We start from the raw sequence: 21,561 nt of genomic DNA on the forward strand, positions 1-21,561 counted from the left end.
GCATTCCCTTTCTTTAAACAAACTTCTTCACTGTGTCCGGGGCAAAATAAACTTCTGCATCTAATGACAACCACTGAACTCTTGCAAAACTAAGATCAATATCTGGTTCTTGTTCCGATCTTATAAAGATTGTCATGCCTTTCTTCAGGCAACTTGATACATAAGGTAACCATTTACTTTTTTCTGCATTTGACCCAACTATAATTTCAATGGTCTCCGTTTTTGAGTGGTGTACAGAATTAGGATTGCTTACCCCTGCAATTCCTTGTTCCTGAAGCAACGTTTTGATGACATGTTTCCATCTTTCTTTCCAAATATTTTTATTGAATGCCTTAGAGACTTCGATCGCATTCTCACCAAACTTCTTCATCAGTTCCGGATCATTCAAGCAAGTTCTTACCGCTTTCTCTAGTGAAGCTTCATCCGGGTGGATTAACAATCCATTGTGATTGTCAATGATGATATCAGTAAGTCCACCTACCCGGGTGGCAATTACAGCATTTCCCGTAGCACAAGCTTCTAAACAAGAGAGACTGGTGCCTTCACTGTAAAGTGTTGGAATCAGTACGATATCTGCATTTTTATACACAGCGTGCATATCTTCTGGCTCACTGTGGTAACAATATATTCTTCCTTTCCATTTCTCCATCTTGTCATAAATGGCTTGCAGATCCTCTGGGAATCCCTTTCCCACGAAATGGAATTCTGCATTAGGATAATCATTTAATATGCTATCAACTATTGCAAGAGTAATATATAATCCCCGAGGCCTATACAATCTTCGCGGGTACACAATTCTTATTTTTCCGTCTTCTTCTCTCTTCACTGGGAAAAATTCAGTCCCATCCACATAATTAGGAATAGTTTCTATTTTTAATGATGTACTATAGGATACGGTTTGAAACCAATTGGCGGTGTTCGTGTCTACGGATACAACCCTTTGGAGATCATTTGCACTCTGGATGTATCTCTCGTTAACATTCCAGAACTGATCACCATTCTCAAACTGACTATGTGGCGAATCCCATGCTACTCCATGACTTATTCCTATACTAGGGTGTGCTACATTAGGATAGGATTGGAAAAATGCAGAATAGATATTCAGCATAGAGTGCCCTTTAACCATGTAATCAAACCTCCGACTAAAAGATAAGAGATTCTCCATGGTGAATTCTTCCATATCAAGTTTCTCATGACCTAAACTGTAGACATCTATATCTCTATATTTGCGATACCAGGAATAATGACCGTATTGGTAAATATTCAGGTTCATCCCCAAGTCCGCACATACCTCATGAAGATCTACAAGATAGCGCTCTGCACCACCAGAATAATAATTCTCCCCTTTATAATCTAAGAAGGTAGCTGCAAATACATTGACTTGTGTTTGATCATGAGCTTTATTAGCAAGAACAGGTAAAAATGAAGGGATACTCTCAGAAAGTTCCAGAATGGTAGATGTTCTACGACTCCACTGATTTTCATTAGCAATTTTATGAAGATGTTGAGTTGCTCTAGTATCCATTCGCCAAAACGATGAATCTAAGGATGTAAACTCATCAGTATTGACTAAAGTGATACCAGGACCGCTATACTTCAACACTTCTGCTATACGAGTAGTTATAATTGGTTTACCTATTGCACAGTATTCAAAGAACTTTACAGGAGAAACTGCGTTTGTTAGATCATTTACCAAAAAAGGTATAATCATAGCATCAAAAAATGCAGTATAATTCTTCAACTCTGAATATGGTTTAGGTCCTAACAAATGTACATTTTCTGGAAATTTTATATCAGTAAGACCACAATGGCCTATCAAAATAATTATTATACCTTTCTGATTTGCCAATTTTGTAATAAGTTCCACGTCGAACCATTCTTCAATCGCTCCATAGTACCCAATCGTCTTGTTGCCTCGCTTTATGAAAGGAGATAGATCCTCTGGCATACTGATTTTTTGGTTATTCAAATCAAAATCTTCAATTTTCACAGCGTTCGGCAAGTACACTGCATCTTTACGTTTTGAGACATATTCTGATAATGCTTGTGCGGAATACGTAACAAGATCGGCTTCATATAAATTTTGATAATGTGCCGCTAACATACCTTTATCATAGAACGAGAAAAAATCAACTCGATCTAGAACATCATACCAAATTGTTTTATGTGGTAAGTGTTCAATCCAGGCATTTTGCATTAACCAAGAATTCAGAACTAACACATGATACGTCTGAAGTGCTTGGAGTAGATGACTCTGATTGGATATGACATACATTCGATCTTGTTCCTTATGTATATTCATACTTTGTGATGTATCGCAAAAGAAACAAAGGTATCCTCTTTTAGCCAAATCTAACATCATTTGTTGGGGCCTTTGTACTGGATTCCAATGTACAGCATTTGGATACACTACAATCCCAATATATTCATTTTCCTGAATAATGTTCACAATACGGATTGCTTCTTCAGTGATAGGAGACTCCACAACCATTTTATAATATTTATTCTGGGCGCTATACTCTGTAAAATATAACAAATCATATTTAGCTAACTCATAGTTTTGAGTAACCACTCTTTCATTAAGCTGCTTTATAGCTTCATTTTTTTCGATAGCCACTATCTCACGGTTAGAAAATTCTGCATTCAAGCTCTCCAACTTCATTTGCAAATCTTCTTTAATCAGTTGTATCTGATTTGTTGCCGCTCGTATATTTTTAATTTCCTGAGGAACAATTGAATATGATTTAGATGTGTTGTTAGTTATCGTCATTGAGAGACTCCCCAAAAATCATTTTAATTAATGCTTCATAACATCCTTCATAGGGTTTCCATATCATTGAATCATGTCTTAAAAGCGTATACCTCTTCCACTTCCGATCGGAATAAGTAACTAGATCCGCAGCTTCGAGCAACTCAAAATGCTTTAATTTTGAGGCTGCCTGCTCTCCCCACAGTAGGTCGCTATTATTGCACACATCATACCAAATATACTTTTCTTCAATTAAATCTAGAAGTGCTGTTTGTTGTACAGAATTCACCAATATTAGAGGTACGATATTTACAGACTTTAACCAACTTAATAGTTGAACTTCGCTTTTATACACATAGTTGTTTTCTGAAATACACTCAACATCTTTTTCTATATCCCTTTCAAAATGAAAACATACATAATCTCTATTAGCCAAATCACCCAATAATTCATTAGCCCGCTTAATTTGAAAATCCATCCCATCTAATGAGATGATCACCTGCTTGAGTTGTCCGTTTTCTAATGGGATACGACGAAAGCATTGAGTATCAACAGAATCATACGTTGCTTGGTAATAATGTTTCCTATTTGTATAATCATTTTCATAAGGAACCTGTAATCTAGCATTATTCAAAGATATTTCCAAACTCTCAACCTGAATTTGTAATATTTGTAAGTTTTCCGCACGATCATTAATTTGAAGATCCATATTTGTTAATTTCTTTAAGATGGTTTCTGTTTCTTTTTCTAAGTTAATAATTTCAAGTGTCTTTTTTTTATATACCGACTTCAACTTATCTAATTGAATTTCCAAATGTTCCTGATCTAAACGTTTATCTCCGCTGGAATCCATATTTATTTGATTAATCAAGCTACCCTACCCCCTGGTTAAACAAAACTTAAATACATCCATTTTTTCTTCAATTTCCCATGCAACTCATTCCAACCACCATGACTGCCCAACTCAATTTTTGACGAAAGTGATTTTTCATGAATCCGATAGTAATAGAGAGGTTCCGAATGATAAACGATCTTACCTTGCAGTGCAATCCGAATGGCAAAATCTCTATCCTCTATTCCAAATAATGATTCGTCAAATGCTCCCGATTTACGCAATATGTTCGTTCTCCAAAAAAATGAAGGTCCACTGTTCTGTAATCCATTAAGTTTGTAGTTGAGTTCTTTTTTTGTACCTATGATAATCCCGTCTTCATCCACATGATAATATGATGAATATGCAGCTACCGCTGTTGGGTCACTTTCCAGTTTCAAAACCATTTTCTCTATCCATTTGGAGTGAGTAAAATTGTCGGCTGATGTCCAGGCCATAATGGACCCTGTAGCTTTAGTAATCCCAAAATTCAATGCACTAGGAATCCCCGAATTTTCCTTGGTTCTAAAATATTTAATTCTACTATCAAATTTGTATCTATCCACATATTGCTTGATATCAACGGTTGAACCATCATCAATAATGATTAATTCCAAATTAACATAACTTTGCGCGAGGATACTTCTAATACTCTCAGACAAATATTGGGTATCATTGTAGACAGGTAGAATGATACTCACCAAGTTATCTTTTTCTACAGCGGAGATTTCCAGATCAGCTGTAATATCCTCCCTCTTAAACAATAAAGCCCAATCTTGTAGATTCAAATGTTCAAACATCAGACCCAAAATTGATTTACCATTAGGTGAATCCTGGAATATACTCAGTATGGTACGTATTACCTTATCTACACCCTCATCTTTGTATTGAGCCTGAATGATCTCAACTAAACGAAAAGCACATTCCAAATTTTTATATGAAGATACTTCCAGACTTTGACGCATACTTCTAATAGCTTGATCCGCATCCCCTAGTTGCCACTGTAACTCTCCGATCTGCGCCCACCAGTGAGTCTCCAGAATTTTCAGGTGCTTTGTTTCAATAATTGGATTTGCTTCAAGCACTTCGTTCAATAATTGTATGGACTCGTTTTTCATTTCATCAACAGTTACATTCTGTGCAAGCTTGCTGTGTACGTAAATAAAATCAAAAATATCTTTGTCAGTTAAATCACTATCTATCATGTCATAAACAATATTAGCTGCTTCGTCAATTTTCTCGAGGCAAATATAAGCAAGTGCTTTGAAAAATTGAGATGTTTGCCAGAAGGTATCTTCAATCGAAGTCGATTGTTTAATTACTTCTTCATATCTCTGACACCCAAAATTCGTTAACATCTTATTGAACTCTGGAAAAAATGAGATTCTCTTCATATGATCCTTCTGTCGCTCATTCGGAACCATAAGAGGTTTTTCTAACGTAATCATGTTCTCTTGATAGTTATCACCACTGTTCAAGTAGTTAATTTCCATCTTGGAATCATTATATGCTGCATGTCGTACATCCCAAATCCGTGTTTCATGCCACGAATAGCCCACCCGTTCAGAAAATCTGTTAATAACAATTTCATTTTGGAAATGATTAATAAAATTAGTGAACGTGTCCACACCAAATTCTGAAGTTAAACGTTCGTTAGCTTCCCATTTCCATAGGTAATCGGTTTTATTTTGCTTTGTGAAACTGAGAGCTGCTTTTTGCCAATCTGCTTCATAAATAGGTTGTATTTTATTTTTTTTCCACAATATTTTAAGCTGTTGCTCAACTGGAAAGTTCTTGTCACACCATACTCCAATATTGTAGTTTATATCTTTTAAGTTCTCTTTAATGTGAAGGACTAACTCTTCCCAATCAGATTCAAGATCAGGATAAGTAACCAGAATTGCCAGATTCATCTCTTTTACCTCTTTCATTGAAATGTTCCCATGTAAATTTTTATATGATTCTTGTCTTCGATTATAAATTTGTTTCCTTGAGGATATGAAATAATCAGGAAAGAATCCATTTTCCTTCCTTAATGAATCAAACCATGCATCAAACCATCTTAGCGATTCTTCCCAAAGCGATTGACTAAAGCATAATTCCCCAGCGATGCAATATGGATCTGAGTAATAAGGTAATTCTGCCACAGAACGCTGTATCAGTGATTGAGCCGCATCGATTTTTTCCAGTTGTACATTGGACATGATGCTATAATAATAAGATTGCGCCCTACTATATCTTCCAGTCAATGGTATATTCTCCAAGGCTTTCACAGCGTTCAGGAGACTCTCATTGTAATCACCACAATTGTAAGCCTCATTGGCTATGTATCTGAAAGTTAATGGGTTAGAGGGGGTCACCGTTAATTCCTTAGTTAAAAGTTCCATGTTTCTTCGATGCTTGTGTTCTTGAAATTCGGGGGAGTATCCAGAATGTATTATCCAAGCAAATGGACAGCTTTGAATTGTTTTCTGAAAATCACTAGTAGAAGAATCACTTAAAGTCTCATGAACGATTCCTGTGTATCGAAAAAATTTAGGGGTAAACAATCTTTCCGCATGTGTAAGAGCGATCAGTTCCTTGGGCTCTCCAGTTCTTATATGTCTTACTTCAAGCATAAGCACATCGGTATGATTAAAGTTTTTTTTCTGTAACCAGTCTCTAAAACTAACTTCATTTGACCAAACAAACGCTTCATCGGAGTCCAACCACAAGACCCAGTTGTCATTTTGAACGATTTCAAGACAAAAATTTCTCGCCTTCGAAAAATCGTCACACCAAGAAAATGAATGAATCTCTGCTCCCAACTCTGAAGCAATTAAAACCGTAGAGTCATCTGATCCTGTATCTACGACAATTACTCTGTCTACATGATTTTTCAAACTACTTATAGCTAAGCCTATTGTATCTTCGTTATTTTTCGTAAGTATACACGCAGAAATAAACATCTGTTCCCCCTAAATTTCAGGACACCCCAAAGTCACTACATGTTGTAGCAACTTTGGGGTGGATTAAATTAAATAGACGGGTCACTATTGGAGATTTTTTCACCTTTGTCGAGTAAATTATTAGCCGCTTGTTTGAAAGTTTCATATTTTTCATTTTTAATGAAACTATCTGTAACTATTGCTACTTCTTTACGAGTCACCTGATTTTTCGGGTTGAATTGACCATTATCTGAAGACAGCAATTTAGCATCGATTGCTGCTTGAACGTATGGTTTTGCCCAAGCGCTGACACTATCTTTATCCGAGATCGTCAGATTGTCTCCTTTACCAATAATGCTTGTTTGAGTAACACGAACCAAAATTACTGCAAGTTCTTCTTTGGTAATTACATCATTTGGTCTGAACTTACCAGCAGAACCTGTAATTACTCCTAGTTTTTCCAGAGCATCGATATACTTCAATCCCCAACTATCAGTACTTACATCCTTGAAATTAACGCTGGGGTTATCCGCCAATTTAAGATTTAAAGATCTAGCTAAAATCGCTGCTACCTGAATCCGTGTCAGTTTGCCATCCAGATTCATATCTCCATTTTGGTTACCTGTTAAAACACCCTTCTCCATGAGTTCCTTAACTATAGCCTGAGTTGCATCAGGTGTTACTTTCTCATCTGCAGCATATACAGATGCTTGCCCGGCGAGAGAAGTCGCCAAAAGAGTTGATGATAGTACATATTTAGTGATTTTATCCTTTTTTCTTTCCAAAATGCCATCCTCCTAGTATTTACTATGTATGCTTATTGAAACACCTTCAACATATTATCATACTAATCCAATTAATTCCTGTAAATTAAGATTATAAAAATATATTTATTTCCATATTTTAAAAAGAAAATGATTTATCAAGTCAAGTGCTACATTTTCTCTGTAAAAGAATCGTGAACGGCTCTGAAATGAACGTGCAGCAAACTAGGACGTGTCTGAGAACTAAAAGGTTTGCCATGTGATATGATTTGAGAAAAAACGATTGGAGCATGAGTCATGATTCAAAGACGGTATTAACTAAGCGATGAACAATGGTTGTTCTGCTTGGCGTGACCTACCATAAGAACGTTATGGTTCGTGGAGAACGGCCTACAGTCGTTTCTGCAAATGGAGAGATACAGAATTAATTACTGGTCACTATCTTCCAAACGCTTCAACTATTATAGTAATAGTATAAGGAAACACTATATTTGAAATGGTACACGAGTCATAAGTAATTCACTCCCTTCCTGAACAAGAGAACGCGACCTAGATCGCCACTCTCATCCAGATTCCTTTTCCAACTGATTTCCATGGAATGCCTTCAAAATAAAAGCCCGATCTGGAACGTTCAATCGTTCATACGATTTCAGATACTCCCTATTGTCATATGGAACGCCAATGAATTTCACATCCAGTTTGCCCTCTTGGAGATCTACGATCCCATATCTGGCAATGGAAAGATCGTTACAGCCTAAAGCGCCCGGATTCAGATAAATTCGTTGATCTGTCTTATAATAATGAAGAATGTGATGATGACCAAAACAAACCAAATCATAGTTCGTATCCTGATACCTTGCATCCAATTTGGTTCCGGATGATTCTTTATCGATAACATCCAGCTTGTCGTTGTTCATATGATAGTGAGTCAAAAGGAACTGATGTCCTTCTACCTCTTTTTCAACGAATTTTGGTAGAGCTTGTATTCTCTTGATCGATTCTGCACTCAAATGCTGACCAATCCATTCGTGATGCTCGGCCATGCCTTTGTGCCCTTCTAATGGACCCTTATTTTGAAGCAAACTCAATACGGCCTCTTCGTGATTCCCTGAGATCGCTATCATATTTTCACGGCTGTATAACATCTCAATCACTTCATTGGAGTAAGGGCCAATACCGATCATATCCCCCAAACAAAATGTATGCTCAACATCCACTCTGGAATCGATATCAGCCAATACCGCTTGAAGCGCAGGAACATTCCCATGAATATCGGTTAAGATGGCAACCTTCATTGTGATTCCTCCTCTGGAATATACATTGTCTGAATCTCCTGTACGCCCGGAATAAATCCCATATTCAGATATACGGACTCGGCATCATTGCCCTGCATCACATACAATCGCAGAACGGGATACTCACCCTTAAGCGCATTCAATGCTCTCTGTAACATCTGTGTAGCAAGCCCTCTTCCTCTATATGCCGGGCGAACACCTATGCTATATACGGCAGCCTGATTATCTTGCAGACAAAGACGACAGTTGGCAATAAGCTGTCCCGTTTCCTTGTCATATACAAGCGTGGACGCTTGGGTCAGAATTTCATTGGTATAATTAGGGTCATCGCTTGGTATGAAATCTGTAAGCGTTGTATGTTTTCTTCGTGTAGCTTCAAGACTTCCTGCAAAACTATCCAGATCACATTGAGCAATCTCAGCCTCATTCACATACTTTCGAGTACCCGCTTCATCTTCGATAATTTCCAGACTCTTTACAGTTACCCTGCTGTCCCACTCGATCTCAAAATGATCTGTAGGCCGCTGCATCCAGCGACATCTAAACTCCACTGGCCAGAATCCTGCTCTTGCGTATAGATCGACTTGGTCTGGAAGAATCTCAAAGGTCAGAATGCGTTTCGTGCGATCCGACCACTGTAATAATTTATGCTTCAGAAGCTTCAATACCTCAAAGCACTGCTGGAATGGCGGGATAAAAAACAAATGATACATCCGGTTAGGCTCCATTCTCACGCCACCTATTTTGCTTTCCCCTTTGTAAATCCAGTACGCACTGATCTTGGAAGAACTGAACTCTTCTTCCCTGAAAAATCCGACATAACGCATATCATAATAAACCGTGCAATATAATCCCCATTCGGCAAAATCAGCTTTGCGAATCGAATATTCATCCGACAGATCATATTGAAGAATATCTGTAGACCACTCAGTTAAACCCATACGTAATTCCTCCTCAGTTTTAATTAAATGGCAAGCAAGCAAATCATTTTTCTATACGCCACCCCGTGAACATGAATTAACACATGCTGTGCCTCCATACGTTCGAAGAAATCCAACATGTCCTTAAACGGATTCTCGAAATACGAAGTCAGGTATGCAAGCTCTGGCGTTGTTTTTATAAAATTGTAAAAAAAGTAGGGATCCATGTTGCCCACATCCGCTGGACTACCAAGGAAAACCTCTAATGTCTGCCCTGTTTCTGTATTCTTGAACATACAGTGCTCGCCGTGAACATCAAAATACCAGTTTCCCGTTAATTCTTCTTCTCCGTGGATTACATCCGCATTGATCAGCAGATGGTACGCACCTGCGAGAATTGCCGTCCGATCAGGCTGATCGGTTTCCAATATCAATTGGTCGATCAATTGCCGCGCGATTCTTTGGTACATATCCATCACAGCCAACAATTCTTCCGTAATTTCCTGCGTTATCGCCTTCATAATTTCAGATCCTTTGCCCTTTCAAATGAAGATGAACTGCTAGACCTTGAGGTTAGCAAAGATAAAATAACGTATCCAAAAAGTTGAACCGCAAATACAATGGCGACAAACTCAACCATTATGCTGTTCGTTGCATTAAAATCATTCACAAGATCCACGAAGATCTTCCCAGGTCGGGATAATACATCCCACGAATTCCACCGATTAAATCTACCAATGTAGACCCCTATACTGCTCAATAGCAAAATAACACCAACAACCATCATACTAATGTACTTATTTACTAATTTGTTTAACATGCAGTGGATTTGAATGATCGAACAAGTCGAGAGCAGCAATCCAATGATCGCTACGGCAAACGTCAGGGTGAGTCCATACCAAAAATCAATATTAACCCAAAATCTAACCTCCCCTTGAGCATCAAAATATCTGAATGAATGCAGAATCTCCGTAAAAAGGTAGGCCGCATTGGGCAGAAAAAAGAGCCATACTCCACACATCAGCCCCATACATATCATGCTCGTTGTGGTTAATTTCTTATTGAATATGTATCTAATGCAGGATGAGATGATGAATGGTACCCATGCCAGGAACATGTCCCAACTTAAAAATCGATACATATTCCTATCTGTTTGGGCACGTAAATACATCACAACACCTAGACAACAAAGAGTAGCCACGAGCAATGTACCGATAAGTCGGAGATCTTGAACCGGATGTTTGTTATCTTTCATTTCTTTGCTTCTACTTCCTTTTCCTTGATGAATGTCATAAGTTATAAATACTTTTTAAATGCCTTGCTGGATTCTCCGTTGTACCCCAATTTCGTATAAAAGTGATGTGCTTCATGTCTGGATGATCCGCTCGTTAGAAACACCTTTACACAATTTTTCTGCACACATACATGCTCTATATGTTTCATCAATTCAGATCCATATCCCTTGCTCTGCACATGTTCCGTAATGATAACCCGCTCAACTACGCCGAATGGTCTATTTTCCACCAAAGCATCCAGACAAATATGTAAATGAGCCGTGCCGATCACCTGATCACCCATTTCATACACAAACAAGAAACTGTTTGGGTTATTCCGAACCTCTTCAATCCGTTCTGCCAGTACCTTCGTGTTTAAGTTGTTCGGCAATAATTCTTTATACAGTCTTTCGATAACCGCTGCATCTCTAGCTTCTGCCTCTCTTATCATCAAGCTTCCCCTCCTTGAGGTTTATCCACTAGATTTTCTTGATCAATATAATCTCCAAAGGCTGTGTATCCAGCAACAGAGCCCCTGCATCAACATACCCCAGCTTTCGATAGAAATGTTGGGCATGTTCGTCTGATTGCGTTGAAGTCATCACTGTATCAAAGCCTTGTTGCTTCATTAAATTTTCCCAGTGATGCACGACTTTTTTGCCATATCCGCCGTTTCGATAGGGTTCATCAATCCAGATCATATTCATGAAGGGAAGGTTGTCCCAAAAGTAACCGTACCTCATCCATCCAACTCTTGATCCCTCTTCCTCGTCCCATAGGATGAATATTTCTTTCTCACTCATCTTCGTTTTCACAAGTGGCTGATGGATATGCCGATCTCTTTCAATGATATAGTCGTAGTCAGCTTCCGTTGCATATTCAATCTTCATTTGTATTACTCCCTTCATTAACTACGTCCATCATAACCCAAAATGTGGTATATGCGAACAGTTCTTTCCTCTTTTTCTCCCATGCAAAAAAACCACGGTTTCCCGTGGCTACAGCCTCTCTACTTTCCTCAATCCGATGTCGATCCGCTGACCATTTGCCCCTTGTACCATACGGCCTGCCGCGCAGATCGTCTCGCAACGGCTTCCGCTGAACAACTCGCATGCACCAATACAAAGTTCGCGGTATCTCCTACCTTCGGCCATACCTGCTGCCCTTGTGAATCCAGCGGTGTGATACCACCTGTTACCCATGCCAAAGATTGAGACAAGGACCATTCGTCACTATATCCGTACAGTTCTGCGAAGCGTCCTGCTTTCTCTAACAGATCTCCATTGCCAAAAGGAGACCAATGATCCGTCAGGCTGTCTGTTGCCAGCTTCACGTTCACGCCTATACGGTGGAGCATGGGAAGAGGCATCATCGTTCTGCCCATGGGCACCGTGGAAGCAATGCTCATCCCAAGCGAGGCCATTCGCTGCGCCATATCTTCTGCTTCCTGCTGCTCCGCGCGGGCGAACCAGAACGCATGACTTACCGTAACTTTACCCTGAAGCCCTGCTGCTTCGGTCAGATTCGCGAGTTCCAGCAGCGTTTGTTTGCCAGCCTGCCCTCCATCATGCAGATGTATGTCTATACCCGCCTGGTGCTGAACAGCCAGTTCAACCATGGCGTTCAGTGATTTCTCAATCTGTTCATCCACCGTATGAGGATCAAGTCCGCCCACATGCGTTGCACCTTCCTGCATAGCTTGGCCCATAAGCTCAACTGAATTCGAGCGAAGCAGTCCATGCTGCGGAAAAGCCACGATCTCCGAAGAGGTTTTACCCGAAAATGAATCCAGAGCCTGCCTTGTCGCTTCCAGTCTTTTCAATCCACTGACAGGTTCTATATTACAATGACTACGTACATGAGTGGAGCCGTATCCCTGGATCAAGGTCAGAATACTCTCCGCTTGACGCTTGGCATCTGGTAACAACTTGGGCAACAGAACCTTCTCTTCTTCAATACGTTCGAAAATACTGGAGATACGTTTAACGGCTGTCCATGGCCCATCGTAGTAGGTTTTATCCAGATGAATATGTGCCTCCTCGAACGAAGGCAACAGCAGAAGTCCCTTGCCATCTACTTGTGGTAGATCGCTAGACAGCCGGTTGTTTCCTTCCACAATCTCCGCGATCACTCCATCTTCAATCCGCAGATGACCAAGGCTTGTCCGTGTCCCCGTCACCTGTTCTCCCTCCCGAACATACCCCCGCTCCACAGTCACGTTTGTTAACCAATAAGCCTGCTTCATCATATCATCCCTCTTTTCTTACCCGGCATTACGTCCCCCGGATACCGATTAATCTATGATCCATGGTACCATACGGTTTCACAAGGCAAAAATACGTAAAACGTTGGTGTTCCATATGCGGAACGTTTGTATTACGCTACATTAATACATGCAAAAAAACAGGCACAATAAAGTGCCTGCCCTGTCCAATCACCTTAATCTTCTTGATTACGCGAGTCTATTAAAAATGAAATCGAGCATGCCCTCCATCGGTCACACCTTCAATCCGTTCGATATCCAGTAGTCTGCGCTTCATCTCCAGGCCTCCACGGAATCCGGTCAGCTTGCGATTCGCCCCGATAATACGGTGGCATGGTAACAGAACCGGAATCGGATTGGCTCCATTTGCAGCACCAACTGCTCGCACAGCCGAAGGTCTTCCAATCGCAGTGGCGATGTCACCATAGGTCCGAATTTCACCGTAAGGCACACGCCCTAGCTCTCTCCATACCTCCTGCTGGAAGTTCGTTCCGATCAAGTCCAGTGGGACTGCATCTGTATAAGCCATGGGTTCTCCTGCAAAATAGGACTGCAGCCAGTCCATCATACCTGTTCGTTTCAGAGCATCCTCGTTCTCTTCCAGTTCCACACCAGGTGCAACTTTTTGTATCCAGCCGCTCCAGTCCTCCATCGTTTCATTGGGCATGACCACTCGGCACAATCCTTGTTCCGTAGCGAGCAGCACCCATGGACGACCGTCCAACTGCATCGTGGTGTACATCAACTTTTTTCTCATCCGTTTATCGCCCTCTCCCCGGTGGAATGCTTAATGCTAGGATGTAGCCCGCTTCTTCACCTTTCGTTTCATACTGCGGATGATCTGCTTGTTCTCCAGATCCACGCGATAAGATTCCGTGATTTTCTGAAGTGCCTTATTATACGTAAAATCATCCAGGGTATTATGCTTCAGATAACGCATGGTCACTTCAGGTTGTTTCACATAAGCCATCGAGATGGCCCAGGCGACTGCCATTTTCACATAATACGCCTCGTGCCGGATCTGATCCAATGCAGTTAGAACCTGATCGATATATCGCTCATCCAGATAAAAATTCAACAGCATCACCACGCCAAACCGGATTTCATATTCCTGATCTGATCTCAGATAGGGCTGCAAGAATGCCCAGATTGACTCCGAATGCACCTTCGTATATTTCAGTCCTGCACAGAAGCTGTCGCACACCGACCAATTGTCGATCTTCGGTACAAATGCTTCAATGGCCTTCAGCAGCTCGTCCAGATCGGCCTGTACATGTCCAATCACCATCGCTTGCAGCATCACTTCTTCAAAGTATTCATCGTCTGCCGTCTCCAGATACGTGCGCCAGTCCCCGGCAGCAATCTGTTTGGCAATCTTCCGTAAAGCTGGCAATCTCACACCTAGTACATTGGTGATATTGGGAATGAGCGCAGCTGAAAATTTCTGATATTCCGGCTCAGCCAGACTGAGCAATTGTGATCTGATATCTGCTTCCACTCGCACATGTCCTCCTCTTTTGTTGCTGTACAACAAGTATATCCTTGCAGCGACTGTTTGTAAGCCCATATCGAATGTTTGAGCAAGATTACAATATCATTTTTGATACTCTCTTTCCCCTTCATTGTTTAACCGCCAACCCATTCCGTTTAAAAATATGAAGCTAACCGTTTAGAAAGGAGTGTCAATATGAACGGACCTCATACCAAGAAAGATTTCTCTGTTGAAGAGATCAGCGAACAACTCGTACAACATGTGCAATCGCGGAACCTGCCCGATTTCTATAAATTGGTGAAAGAACTGCATCCCTACGACCTATCACTTGTATATAAAAAGTTCCCTGAAGAAGAAACCAATCGGTTTCTTCTCCTGTTCAAACCCGATGCCCTTGCAGATCTCGCCGAGACCTTGAAGCTGCACGAACAGATTCAGCTGTTTGAACGACTCGGGCCGGAACGAACACTTGAAGTCATGCAGCAGATGGACAAAAGTGATCTGATCCGATTCATGCACGATTTGCCTGCCAAACGCAGAGAAGAATTACTGTCCAATATGAACCTGGATCACTCTGCCATTATCCGATCCGTGCTTAGTTATCCACCAGAGACAGCAGGGCGCATCATGACAGATCGGTACCGGACCCTGCTCTCCCACGAGACAGCAAAGGAAGCCCTACGGCAATCGCAAGGCACCATGCATATCTCCCCCTCCAGTTACCTCTATGTGACCGATGATGAAGGCAAACTGGTCGGTGTCGTGAGTTATCGATCTCTTGCCTTGGCTGACGACAAGACCCAGGTTGAAGAACTGATGACCCGGCGGGTAATCCATGCAACAGTGGATATGGACCAGGAAGAAGCGGCACAGCTTCTGCAGCGTTATGAGTTCATTGCGCTTCCGGTAGTGGATGAGAATCACAGGCTATGCGGTATCATTCAGATGGATGATGTCATTGATATTATTATGGATGAAGCCAGTGAAGATTTGGCCAAGATGGGTGGTGGCGGTAAAGATATCGACTTTGATACCAAACCACTCGTTGCCGTCAGACGCAGGCTTCCCTGGCTCATATTGCTACTATTGATTGGATTAATCTCGGGAAGTATCGTGGATTTTTTCGAAGATACATTGAATCAGGTTGTAGCACTGGCATTCTTCATGCCGATGATTGCGGGTATGACGGGGAACACAGGGACGCAGTCTCTGGCTGTTGTGGTACGTGGATTAATCGGGCGCAAGCTCGACAAAGCCACCGTACTCGCACTGATTGGTCGGGAGATCAAAGTAGGCACGATGATTGGCTTGGTATGCGGATTACTGATCACCGTCATTGCTTATTTCTGGCAAGGGGACTGGCTGCTGGGTGCCATTATTGGGGTATCTCTGTTCCTCACTCTTGTCATTGGTACACTGACCGGTACATGCATCCCGCTTCTACTTAGTCGTTTCAAAGTCGACCCGGCTGTCGCCTCTGGCCCGTTAATCACTACATTGAATGATATCTTGTCCCTGTTTATCTATTTTGGCATCGCCACACGTTTCCTCGATGCCTTGATGTAAATAAGCTATGCATACAGCAAAACAGACCTGATCCTGAGATCATGGTCTGTTTTTTCATTTTATTAAGTGTTACGCCGATCTTTTATTTTTATTATAGATATCAAATGCTACAGCCAGCAGCAAAACCAATCCCTTAATCCCCTGCTGCCAGTCTATGCCGAGACCAATCAAGGACATCCCGTTATTCAGCACACCCATTACCAAACCACCGATAATAGCACCAAATACCGTACCTATACCCCCTGAAGCGGAAGCACCACCGATGAAACAGGCCGCAATGGCATCCAACTCGAAGTTGGTACCCGCCCTTGGCGTAGCCGCATTCAGACGTGCGGCGAAGATCAAACCGGATACTGCGGCAAGCGTACCCATGTTAACGAACACCCAGAAGGTTACCTTTTTCGTTTTGACTCCGGACAGACCAGCAGCCTTCTCATTACCTCCAAGCGCATACACATGACGTCCCATGACGGTACGATTCATCACGAAGGAGTACACAACGATCAAGACAAACAGCAGGACCAGGATATTCGGAATACCCGCATAACTTGCGAGGACAAACGTAAACAGATTCGTCACGACAGCTACCACAATCAGCTTGAGTAGAAACAGTCCCTGTGAAACGACCTCAAACCCATATTTTCGCTGGGAGCGGCGTTCCCGCAGTTCATTAACGATGTACCAGACGGTGAGCACAAGACCCACAATAATGGATACCAGACCGAAACCTGAGAATTGAATGTCTGCCAGGAAGCCCGAGCTTATTTTCTGGAATCCACCCGGAAAAGGAGAGATGGACTGCCCCTCCAGCACGATCATCGTCAAGCCGCGGAACAGCAACATCCCTGCCAGCGTCACGATAAATGCCGGAATTCGCACATAGGCGATCCAGAAGCCTTGCCATGCACCGATCAAAGCGCCAACCAGCAAGGAAGCGATGACCGCAAGCCAAGCCGGAAGCTGCCAATCAACCATCATAATCGCGGCAACGGCACCGACAAAGGCTGCAATGGAACCGACAGATAGGTCAATATGCCCGGTAATGATGACCAGCACCATTCCGATCGCCAGCACCAAAATGTAGCTGTTCTGCAAGATCAGATTCGTAATATTAATCGGCTTGAGCAACAGCCCGCCTGTCAGTACCTCGAACAAGAGCATAATCACTACCAAGGCAATAATCATGCCGTATTGACGGATATTATTTTTGAACAGTTTTGTTATCATTTCCATGCTTGCCGCCTCCAGACTTGGTCATATATCTCATCAACGTTTCCTGCGATGCTTGCTCCCGGCTGACTTCACCGGTGATTCGCCCGGCATTCATCACATAGATCCGGTCACACAGGCCAAGAACCTCCGGAAGCTCGGATGAGATTACCAGTACGCCCTTGCCCTCAGCAGCAAGCCGATGAATGATCGTATAGATTTCGAATTTCGCTCCCACATCAATACCGCGGGTGGGTTCATCCAGGATAAGAATATCCGGTCCGGCAAAAATCCATTTGCTGAGCACCACTTTTTGCTGGTTACCCCCACTCAGATTGCCGGTCTTCTGCAAAATACTTGGTGCTTTGATATTCATGCTTTTCTTCATCTCTTCCGCTACCAGCACTTCTTCGCGCTCGTTCACTACTGCATTTCGCGTCAGCTTGCTCAGACCCGTTAAGGAAATATTGCGCTTGATGTCATCCATCAGAATGAGTCCGTATTCCTTGCGGTCTTCTGTCACATAAGCAAACCCGTTCTGAATAGCCTCTGTGACGGTATTGTTGTGGATCGGTTTACCATCCTTAATGAGCTGTCCCGAAATATTCCGGCCATAGGATTTACCAAAGATACTCATGGCAAGCTCGGTACGCCCAGCGCCCATCAGCCCGGCAATGCCTACAATCTCACCACGTCTGATATTCATGTGGATCTGATCCAGTACTTTTCGCTCGGCATGATGTTCGTGATATACCGTCCAGTCCTTTACCTCAAGGATGACTTCCCCTATGGTGGCATGACGCTCCGGATAACGGCTGGTGAGATCACGTCCTACCATTCCGCTAATAATCCGGTCCTCCGTCACTTTTTCCTTCTTCATATCCAACGTCTCAATCGTCTTGCCATCCCGTAAAATGGTCACCGAATCGGATACCTTGGATACCTCATTCAGCTTGTGTGAGATCAGGATACAGGCGATGCCCTGTTTCTTGAATTCCAGCATCAATTGCAGCAGATTTTCACTGTCGTCCTCATTCAGCGCAGCGGTTGGCTCATCCAGAATAAGCAGCCGTACCTTTTTGGAGAGCGCTTTCGCAATTTCGACCAGTTGCTGCTTGCCTACCCCGATGCTGGATACCAGCGTGTTCGGATTTTCGCTCAGTCCCACCTTCAAGAGTAGCTCCCGTGTACCCACAAAAGTTTCCTTCCAGTCGATGATTCCTCTGCTGGCACGTTCATTACCCAGGTATATATTTTCCGCGATTGAAAGGTAGGGAATCAGCGCCAGCTCCTGATGGATAATGACGATTCCCAGATCCTCGCTCTGCTTAATATCCTTGAACTCACAATTTTTGCCCTGAAATAAAATGTCGCCTTCATACGTGCCATGTGGATATACACCACTCAGTACCTTCATCAACGTAGATTTACCTGCGCCATTTTCACCGCATATGGAATGAATTTCGCCTTCACGGACTTTCAGATTGACATTTTCCAGCGCTTTGACGCCAGGAAAGGTTTTGGTGATGTTTTTCATTTCCAGAATGATTCCGGCCATGGGATGTGCTCCTTTCATTTATTATTTCAGTCCGATTTCTTCCTTCGTGTAATACTGTGTACCAACGATATCCTGCTCCACATTTGTACGGTCCACCGAGATGGGATCCAAGAGATACGCCGAAACAACCTCAATTCCGTTGTTATATGATGTTTTATCATTGACTTCCGCCTGTTTTCCTTGCAAAATACTATTGGCCATCTCTACCGTCTTCTCGGCTAGCTTCCGTGTATCCTTGAACACCGTCTGCGTCTGTTCCCCGGCCACAATGGACTTGATCGAGGCAAGTTCGGCATCCTGTCCTGTAATAACGGGCAGCGGTTTGTTCGAAGTACCGTAACCAATCCCTTTCAAGGATGAGATGATACCAATACTGATTCCATCATAAGGAGATAATACTGCATCCAGATTATCACTCGAGTAATACGCACTCAGCAGGTTATCCATCCGTGACTGGGCCAGTGCTCCGTCCCAGCGCAAGGTCGCAATCTGAGCCATCGTCATCTGCTTGCTCCGTACCACCAGTTTGCCGGAATCGATGTACGGCTTCAGCACAGACATCGCACCGTCGAAGAAGAAATAGGCGTTATTATCATCAGGAGAGCCACCAAACAGCTCAATGTTATACGGTCCTTTTCCATCCTTGAGTCCAAGTTTTTGTTCGATGTAGGAGGCTTGAAGCACACCCACCTTAAAATTGTCGAACGTGGCGTAATAGGTTAGATATGGCGTATTGCGAATGAGCCGGTCATACGAGATTACTTGTATCCCTTCGTCATGCGCTTTCTTGATTACATCCGTTAATGTGTTGCCATCCACGGACGCGATGACCATCACATCCACGCCTTTGGTGATCATGTTCTCAATCTGGGAAATCTGATTTTCGACCACATCCTCAGCATACTGAAGATCGGTTTTGTACCCCTGCTCCTGAAACAGACGGACCATGTTCTCCCCGTCGCCTACCCATCGCTCTGATGATTTGGTTGGCATCGAGATACCGACATATCCCTTCTCCTTGCTGCCTGGACCACTCTCTGCCAGATTGCAGGCCGAGAGCATCAAAGTCATCACCAGAAATAAGATGAGCATTGCTCCTTTTTTCATATGAAGTTCCCCTTTCCTCACGTCATACGGTTCTGAATGAGTTTTAAGATAACGCTTACAATGCATGTAGTGCATCCTGTTGCTTGCCTTTCCTATCTGAGACCAATGGTAGCATTCGAGATGCTGCAAGGTCTTTGCACGTTTTGAACCTTTTTTATAAAAATTTAACTTTTGATGGAAACATAATTATGAGGGTAATCCGTAAGGGATCATTTCAGGACAAAAAAAGGACATGCTCCGCTTCGCTTCACACGAAGTAGAACACATCCATCTCATTCATCACACGTCTTAATAATCAAGTGTAATACTATATTCGATTCGCTGAAGGATGATGAGCCGTCCCTCCGTTCTTTCGATACTGCGCAGGCGAAATGCCCATTGTTTTTTTGAACGCGGTGCTGAAATAATGCTGGGTGTCATAACCTACACGCTCGGATATGGTGTGAATTGGCAGTGTTGTTGAGTCCAGCAACTGTATAGCCTTTCGAATACGAGCATGTGTGACGAGCGTGACGAAGGAATCGTTCAGCTCCTTCTTCAGTACACGGCTAAGGTATACGGCTGATACTTGTAGACGGGAAGCGAGCGATTCCAAGGTGAGTTCCCGCTCGGTATACTCTTCGTGAATAAGTTGTCTTGCCCGCCGAACCAGAGGGGACAACTGCACTTCCCCGTATACCAGTTCACGACAATGACGGTACGTATCCGGCGTTTCCTCCAGTGTTCCCGCATGTGTCTCCACATGAGCATGAATGGCAATATTCAGGCAAGAACTGATCTGCTGTTCCAGAAGGGACTCTATTTCTTCGGGGGCTTCCTGCCACAGACACATGCCAATCAATCCGCTTGCGTCCCGAAACAGGACATGCGGCAGGTCTCCCAGCAGTTCACTGATTATATTTTCCACTGCAAACAGAAATAATTGACGATCATTCTCTCTCATAATCGTCTGACGTGCTTCAGCGGCAGGCCAGCGCACGATCCCAATCTGCACAGGTGGGATGGTGGGCAAACGCAAAAACACAAGCTGCTCGGTCAGATTTCTCCCCTCAGCCTGCCCTTCCAGCCACTCCAGCATAAATCGCTGGCGAAGCAGCGGGATATTGCGCTCAATCTGATGAGCAGCCTGTTGTACATATGACATCCTCTGATGCTCTTCAGTAAGCCGCTGATGCAATCGTTCAAGCGCAGCATATAATTGATCTGCTTGTACAGGCTTTAAGATGTAATCTTCTACGCCAAGACGAACCGCCTCCTGCGCATATGCAAATTCATCATGTCCCGAAATGATCAGGTAACGACAGCCCGGGCACTTCTGCTGCAGAGCACGAATTAGTTCAATTCCGTTCAGGAATGGCATATTCATATCGACGAGAACAATATCCACACCCAAGTCAGCAGCCCGTTCCAGTGCTTCTTCACCATCTTCTGCTTCACCCGCAACCTCCATCCCAAGAGCCTCCCAGTCGATTGCATCCCGAATTCCCTCACGAATGATAGGCTCATCATCGGCGATGAGTACGCGGTACTTCTTGGCCATATGGCTATCAGGAGAAATTTCAATTA

At 42.9% G+C, this 21,561-nt stretch carries 18 protein-coding genes; 1 reads left to right on the forward strand and 17 read right to left on the reverse strand.

Going from position 1 to position 21,561, the window contains the following annotated elements; genetic code table 11:
- Positions 1-13 precede the first annotated feature (13 nt).
- The 13 genes from FS628_RS17330 to FS628_RS17390 all read right to left on the reverse strand — a co-directional run bounded on the left by FS628_RS17330 (position 14) and on the right by FS628_RS17390 (position 14,561).
- The gene (locus FS628_RS17330) at positions 14-2,770 is read right to left on the reverse strand and encodes a glycosyltransferase (RefSeq protein WP_145323829.1); all 2,757 of its coding nucleotides are present in this window, start codon (positions 2,768-2,770) and stop codon (positions 14-16) included.
- Positions 2,757-3,620, reverse strand: a complete 864-nt coding sequence (locus FS628_RS17335) for a hypothetical protein (protein ID WP_145323831.1) — start codon at positions 3,618-3,620, stop codon at positions 2,757-2,759. Before FS628_RS17335 ends, FS628_RS17330 begins: the two co-directional genes overlap by 14 nt.
- A 17-nt stretch (positions 3,621-3,637) precedes the next feature.
- A complete protein-coding gene (locus FS628_RS17340; RefSeq protein ID WP_145323833.1) occupies positions 3,638-6,568 on the reverse strand; it encodes a glycosyltransferase in 2,931 nt (976 codons plus the stop codon).
- Between the two features lie 68 nt (positions 6,569-6,636).
- On the reverse strand, positions 6,637-7,332 hold the full coding sequence (locus FS628_RS17345) for an S-layer homology domain-containing protein (protein WP_145323836.1): 696 nt from the start codon (positions 7,330-7,332) through the stop codon (positions 6,637-6,639).
- Between the two features lie 542 nt (positions 7,333-7,874).
- Entirely contained in the window at positions 7,875-8,606 is a 732-nt protein-coding gene (locus FS628_RS17350; RefSeq protein WP_145323838.1) for a metallophosphoesterase family protein, read from the reverse strand.
- The gene (locus tag FS628_RS17355) at positions 8,603-9,547 is read right to left on the reverse strand and encodes a GNAT family N-acetyltransferase (RefSeq protein ID WP_145323840.1); all 945 of its coding nucleotides are present in this window, start codon (positions 9,545-9,547) and stop codon (positions 8,603-8,605) included. Before FS628_RS17355 ends, FS628_RS17350 begins: the two co-directional genes overlap by 4 nt.
- 23 nt (positions 9,548-9,570) lie before the next feature.
- Complete coding sequence (locus FS628_RS17360; RefSeq protein WP_145323841.1) at positions 9,571-10,047, reverse strand: DUF6896 domain-containing protein; 477 nt, start codon at positions 10,045-10,047, stop codon at positions 9,571-9,573.
- Positions 10,044-10,781 (reverse strand): DUF1361 domain-containing protein, encoded by a 738-nt coding sequence (locus FS628_RS17365; protein ID WP_145323843.1) that lies wholly within the window; start codon positions 10,779-10,781, stop codon positions 10,044-10,046. Before FS628_RS17365 ends, FS628_RS17360 begins: the two co-directional genes overlap by 4 nt.
- Positions 10,782-10,822: 41 nt before the next feature.
- Positions 10,823-11,251, reverse strand: a complete 429-nt coding sequence (locus FS628_RS17370) for a GNAT family N-acetyltransferase (protein ID WP_186327843.1) — start codon at positions 11,249-11,251, stop codon at positions 10,823-10,825.
- A 28-nt stretch (positions 11,252-11,279) separates the two neighbouring features.
- Positions 11,280-11,690, reverse strand: coding sequence for a GNAT family N-acetyltransferase (locus tag FS628_RS17375; RefSeq protein ID WP_145323847.1), 411 nt, complete (start codon positions 11,688-11,690; stop codon positions 11,280-11,282).
- 128 nt (positions 11,691-11,818) lie between these two features.
- Positions 11,819-13,045, reverse strand: a complete 1,227-nt coding sequence (locus tag FS628_RS17380) for an amidohydrolase (RefSeq protein ID WP_145324224.1) — start codon at positions 13,043-13,045, stop codon at positions 11,819-11,821.
- Between the two features lie 220 nt (positions 13,046-13,265).
- Positions 13,266-13,820, reverse strand: a complete 555-nt coding sequence (locus tag FS628_RS17385) for a methylated-DNA--[protein]-cysteine S-methyltransferase (RefSeq protein WP_145323849.1) — start codon at positions 13,818-13,820, stop codon at positions 13,266-13,268.
- 36 nt (positions 13,821-13,856) lie between these two features.
- Entirely contained in the window at positions 13,857-14,561 is a 705-nt protein-coding gene (locus tag FS628_RS17390; protein WP_145323851.1) for a DNA alkylation repair protein, read from the reverse strand.
- 189 nt (positions 14,562-14,750) lie between these two features.
- Between FS628_RS17390 and mgtE the strand changes: the two genes are divergently transcribed.
- A complete protein-coding gene (gene mgtE / locus FS628_RS17395) occupies positions 14,751-16,121 on the forward strand; it encodes a magnesium transporter (RefSeq protein WP_145323853.1) in 1,371 nt (456 codons plus the stop codon).
- Between the two features lie 69 nt (positions 16,122-16,190).
- On the opposite strand, the gene mmsB is transcribed toward mgtE, so the two are convergent.
- The 4 genes from mmsB to FS628_RS17415 all read right to left on the reverse strand — a co-directional run bounded on the left by mmsB (position 16,191) and on the right by FS628_RS17415 (position 21,535).
- Positions 16,191-17,354, reverse strand: a complete 1,164-nt coding sequence (mmsB, locus tag FS628_RS17400) for a multiple monosaccharide ABC transporter permease (protein ID WP_036674453.1) — start codon at positions 17,352-17,354, stop codon at positions 16,191-16,193.
- The gene (gene mmsA, locus FS628_RS17405) at positions 17,323-18,888 is read right to left on the reverse strand and encodes a multiple monosaccharide ABC transporter ATP-binding protein (RefSeq protein ID WP_145323855.1); all 1,566 of its coding nucleotides are present in this window, start codon (positions 18,886-18,888) and stop codon (positions 17,323-17,325) included. Before mmsA ends, mmsB begins: the two co-directional genes overlap by 32 nt.
- A gap of 21 nt (positions 18,889-18,909) precedes the next feature.
- Positions 18,910-19,995, reverse strand: a complete 1,086-nt coding sequence (gene chvE / locus FS628_RS17410) for a multiple monosaccharide ABC transporter substrate-binding protein (protein ID WP_145323857.1) — start codon at positions 19,993-19,995, stop codon at positions 18,910-18,912.
- Between the two features lie 307 nt (positions 19,996-20,302).
- A complete protein-coding gene (locus FS628_RS17415; RefSeq protein ID WP_440131296.1) occupies positions 20,303-21,535 on the reverse strand; it encodes a response regulator transcription factor in 1,233 nt (410 codons plus the stop codon).
- Positions 21,536-21,561 lie beyond the last annotated feature (26 nt).

Source organism: Paenibacillus xylanexedens (assembly GCF_007676705.1).
Classification (GTDB): domain Bacteria; phylum Bacillota; class Bacilli; order Paenibacillales; family Paenibacillaceae; genus Paenibacillus; species Paenibacillus xylanexedens_C.

What these genes read in the sequence shown, in the direction of transcription:
- FS628_RS17330 (WP_145323829.1), bottom strand. Translation starts at nt 2,770, where the DNA reads ATGACGATAACTAACAACACATCTAAATCATATTCAATTGTTCCTCAG.
- FS628_RS17340 (WP_145323833.1), bottom strand. Translation starts at nt 6,568, where the DNA reads ATGTTTATTTCTGCGTGTATACTTACGAAAAATAACGAAGATACAATA.
- FS628_RS17350 (WP_145323838.1), bottom strand. Translation starts at nt 8,606, where the DNA reads ATGAAGGTTGCCATCTTAACCGATATTCATGGGAATGTTCCTGCGCTT.
- FS628_RS17355 (WP_145323840.1), bottom strand. Translation starts at nt 9,547, where the DNA reads ATGGGTTTAACTGAGTGGTCTACAGATATTCTTCAATATGATCTGTCG.
- FS628_RS17360 (WP_145323841.1), bottom strand. Translation starts at nt 10,047, where the DNA reads ATGAAGGCGATAACGCAGGAAATTACGGAAGAATTGTTGGCTGTGATG.
- FS628_RS17365 (WP_145323843.1), bottom strand. Translation starts at nt 10,781, where the DNA reads ATGAAAGATAACAAACATCCGGTTCAAGATCTCCGACTTATCGGTACA.
- FS628_RS17370 (WP_186327843.1), bottom strand. Translation starts at nt 11,251, where the DNA reads ATGATAAGAGAGGCAGAAGCTAGAGATGCAGCGGTTATCGAAAGACTG.
- FS628_RS17375 (WP_145323847.1), bottom strand. Translation starts at nt 11,690, where the DNA reads ATGAAGATTGAATATGCAACGGAAGCTGACTACGACTATATCATTGAA.
- FS628_RS17380 (WP_145324224.1), bottom strand. Translation starts at nt 13,045, where the DNA reads ATGAAGCAGGCTTATTGGTTAACAAACGTGACTGTGGAGCGGGGGTAT.
- FS628_RS17385 (WP_145323849.1), bottom strand. Translation starts at nt 13,820, where the DNA reads ATGAGAAAAAAGTTGATGTACACCACGATGCAGTTGGACGGTCGTCCA.
- mgtE (WP_145323853.1), top strand. Translation starts at nt 14,751, where the DNA reads ATGAACGGACCTCATACCAAGAAAGATTTCTCTGTTGAAGAGATCAGC.
- mmsB (WP_036674453.1), bottom strand. Translation starts at nt 17,354, where the DNA reads ATGGAAATGATAACAAAACTGTTCAAAAATAATATCCGTCAATACGGC.
- mmsA (WP_145323855.1), bottom strand. Translation starts at nt 18,888, where the DNA reads ATGGCCGGAATCATTCTGGAAATGAAAAACATCACCAAAACCTTTCCT.
- chvE (WP_145323857.1), bottom strand. Translation starts at nt 19,995, where the DNA reads ATGAAAAAAGGAGCAATGCTCATCTTATTTCTGGTGATGACTTTGATG.
- FS628_RS17415 (WP_440131296.1), bottom strand. Translation starts at nt 21,535, where the DNA reads ATGGCCAAGAAGTACCGCGTACTCATCGCCGATGATGAGCCTATCATT.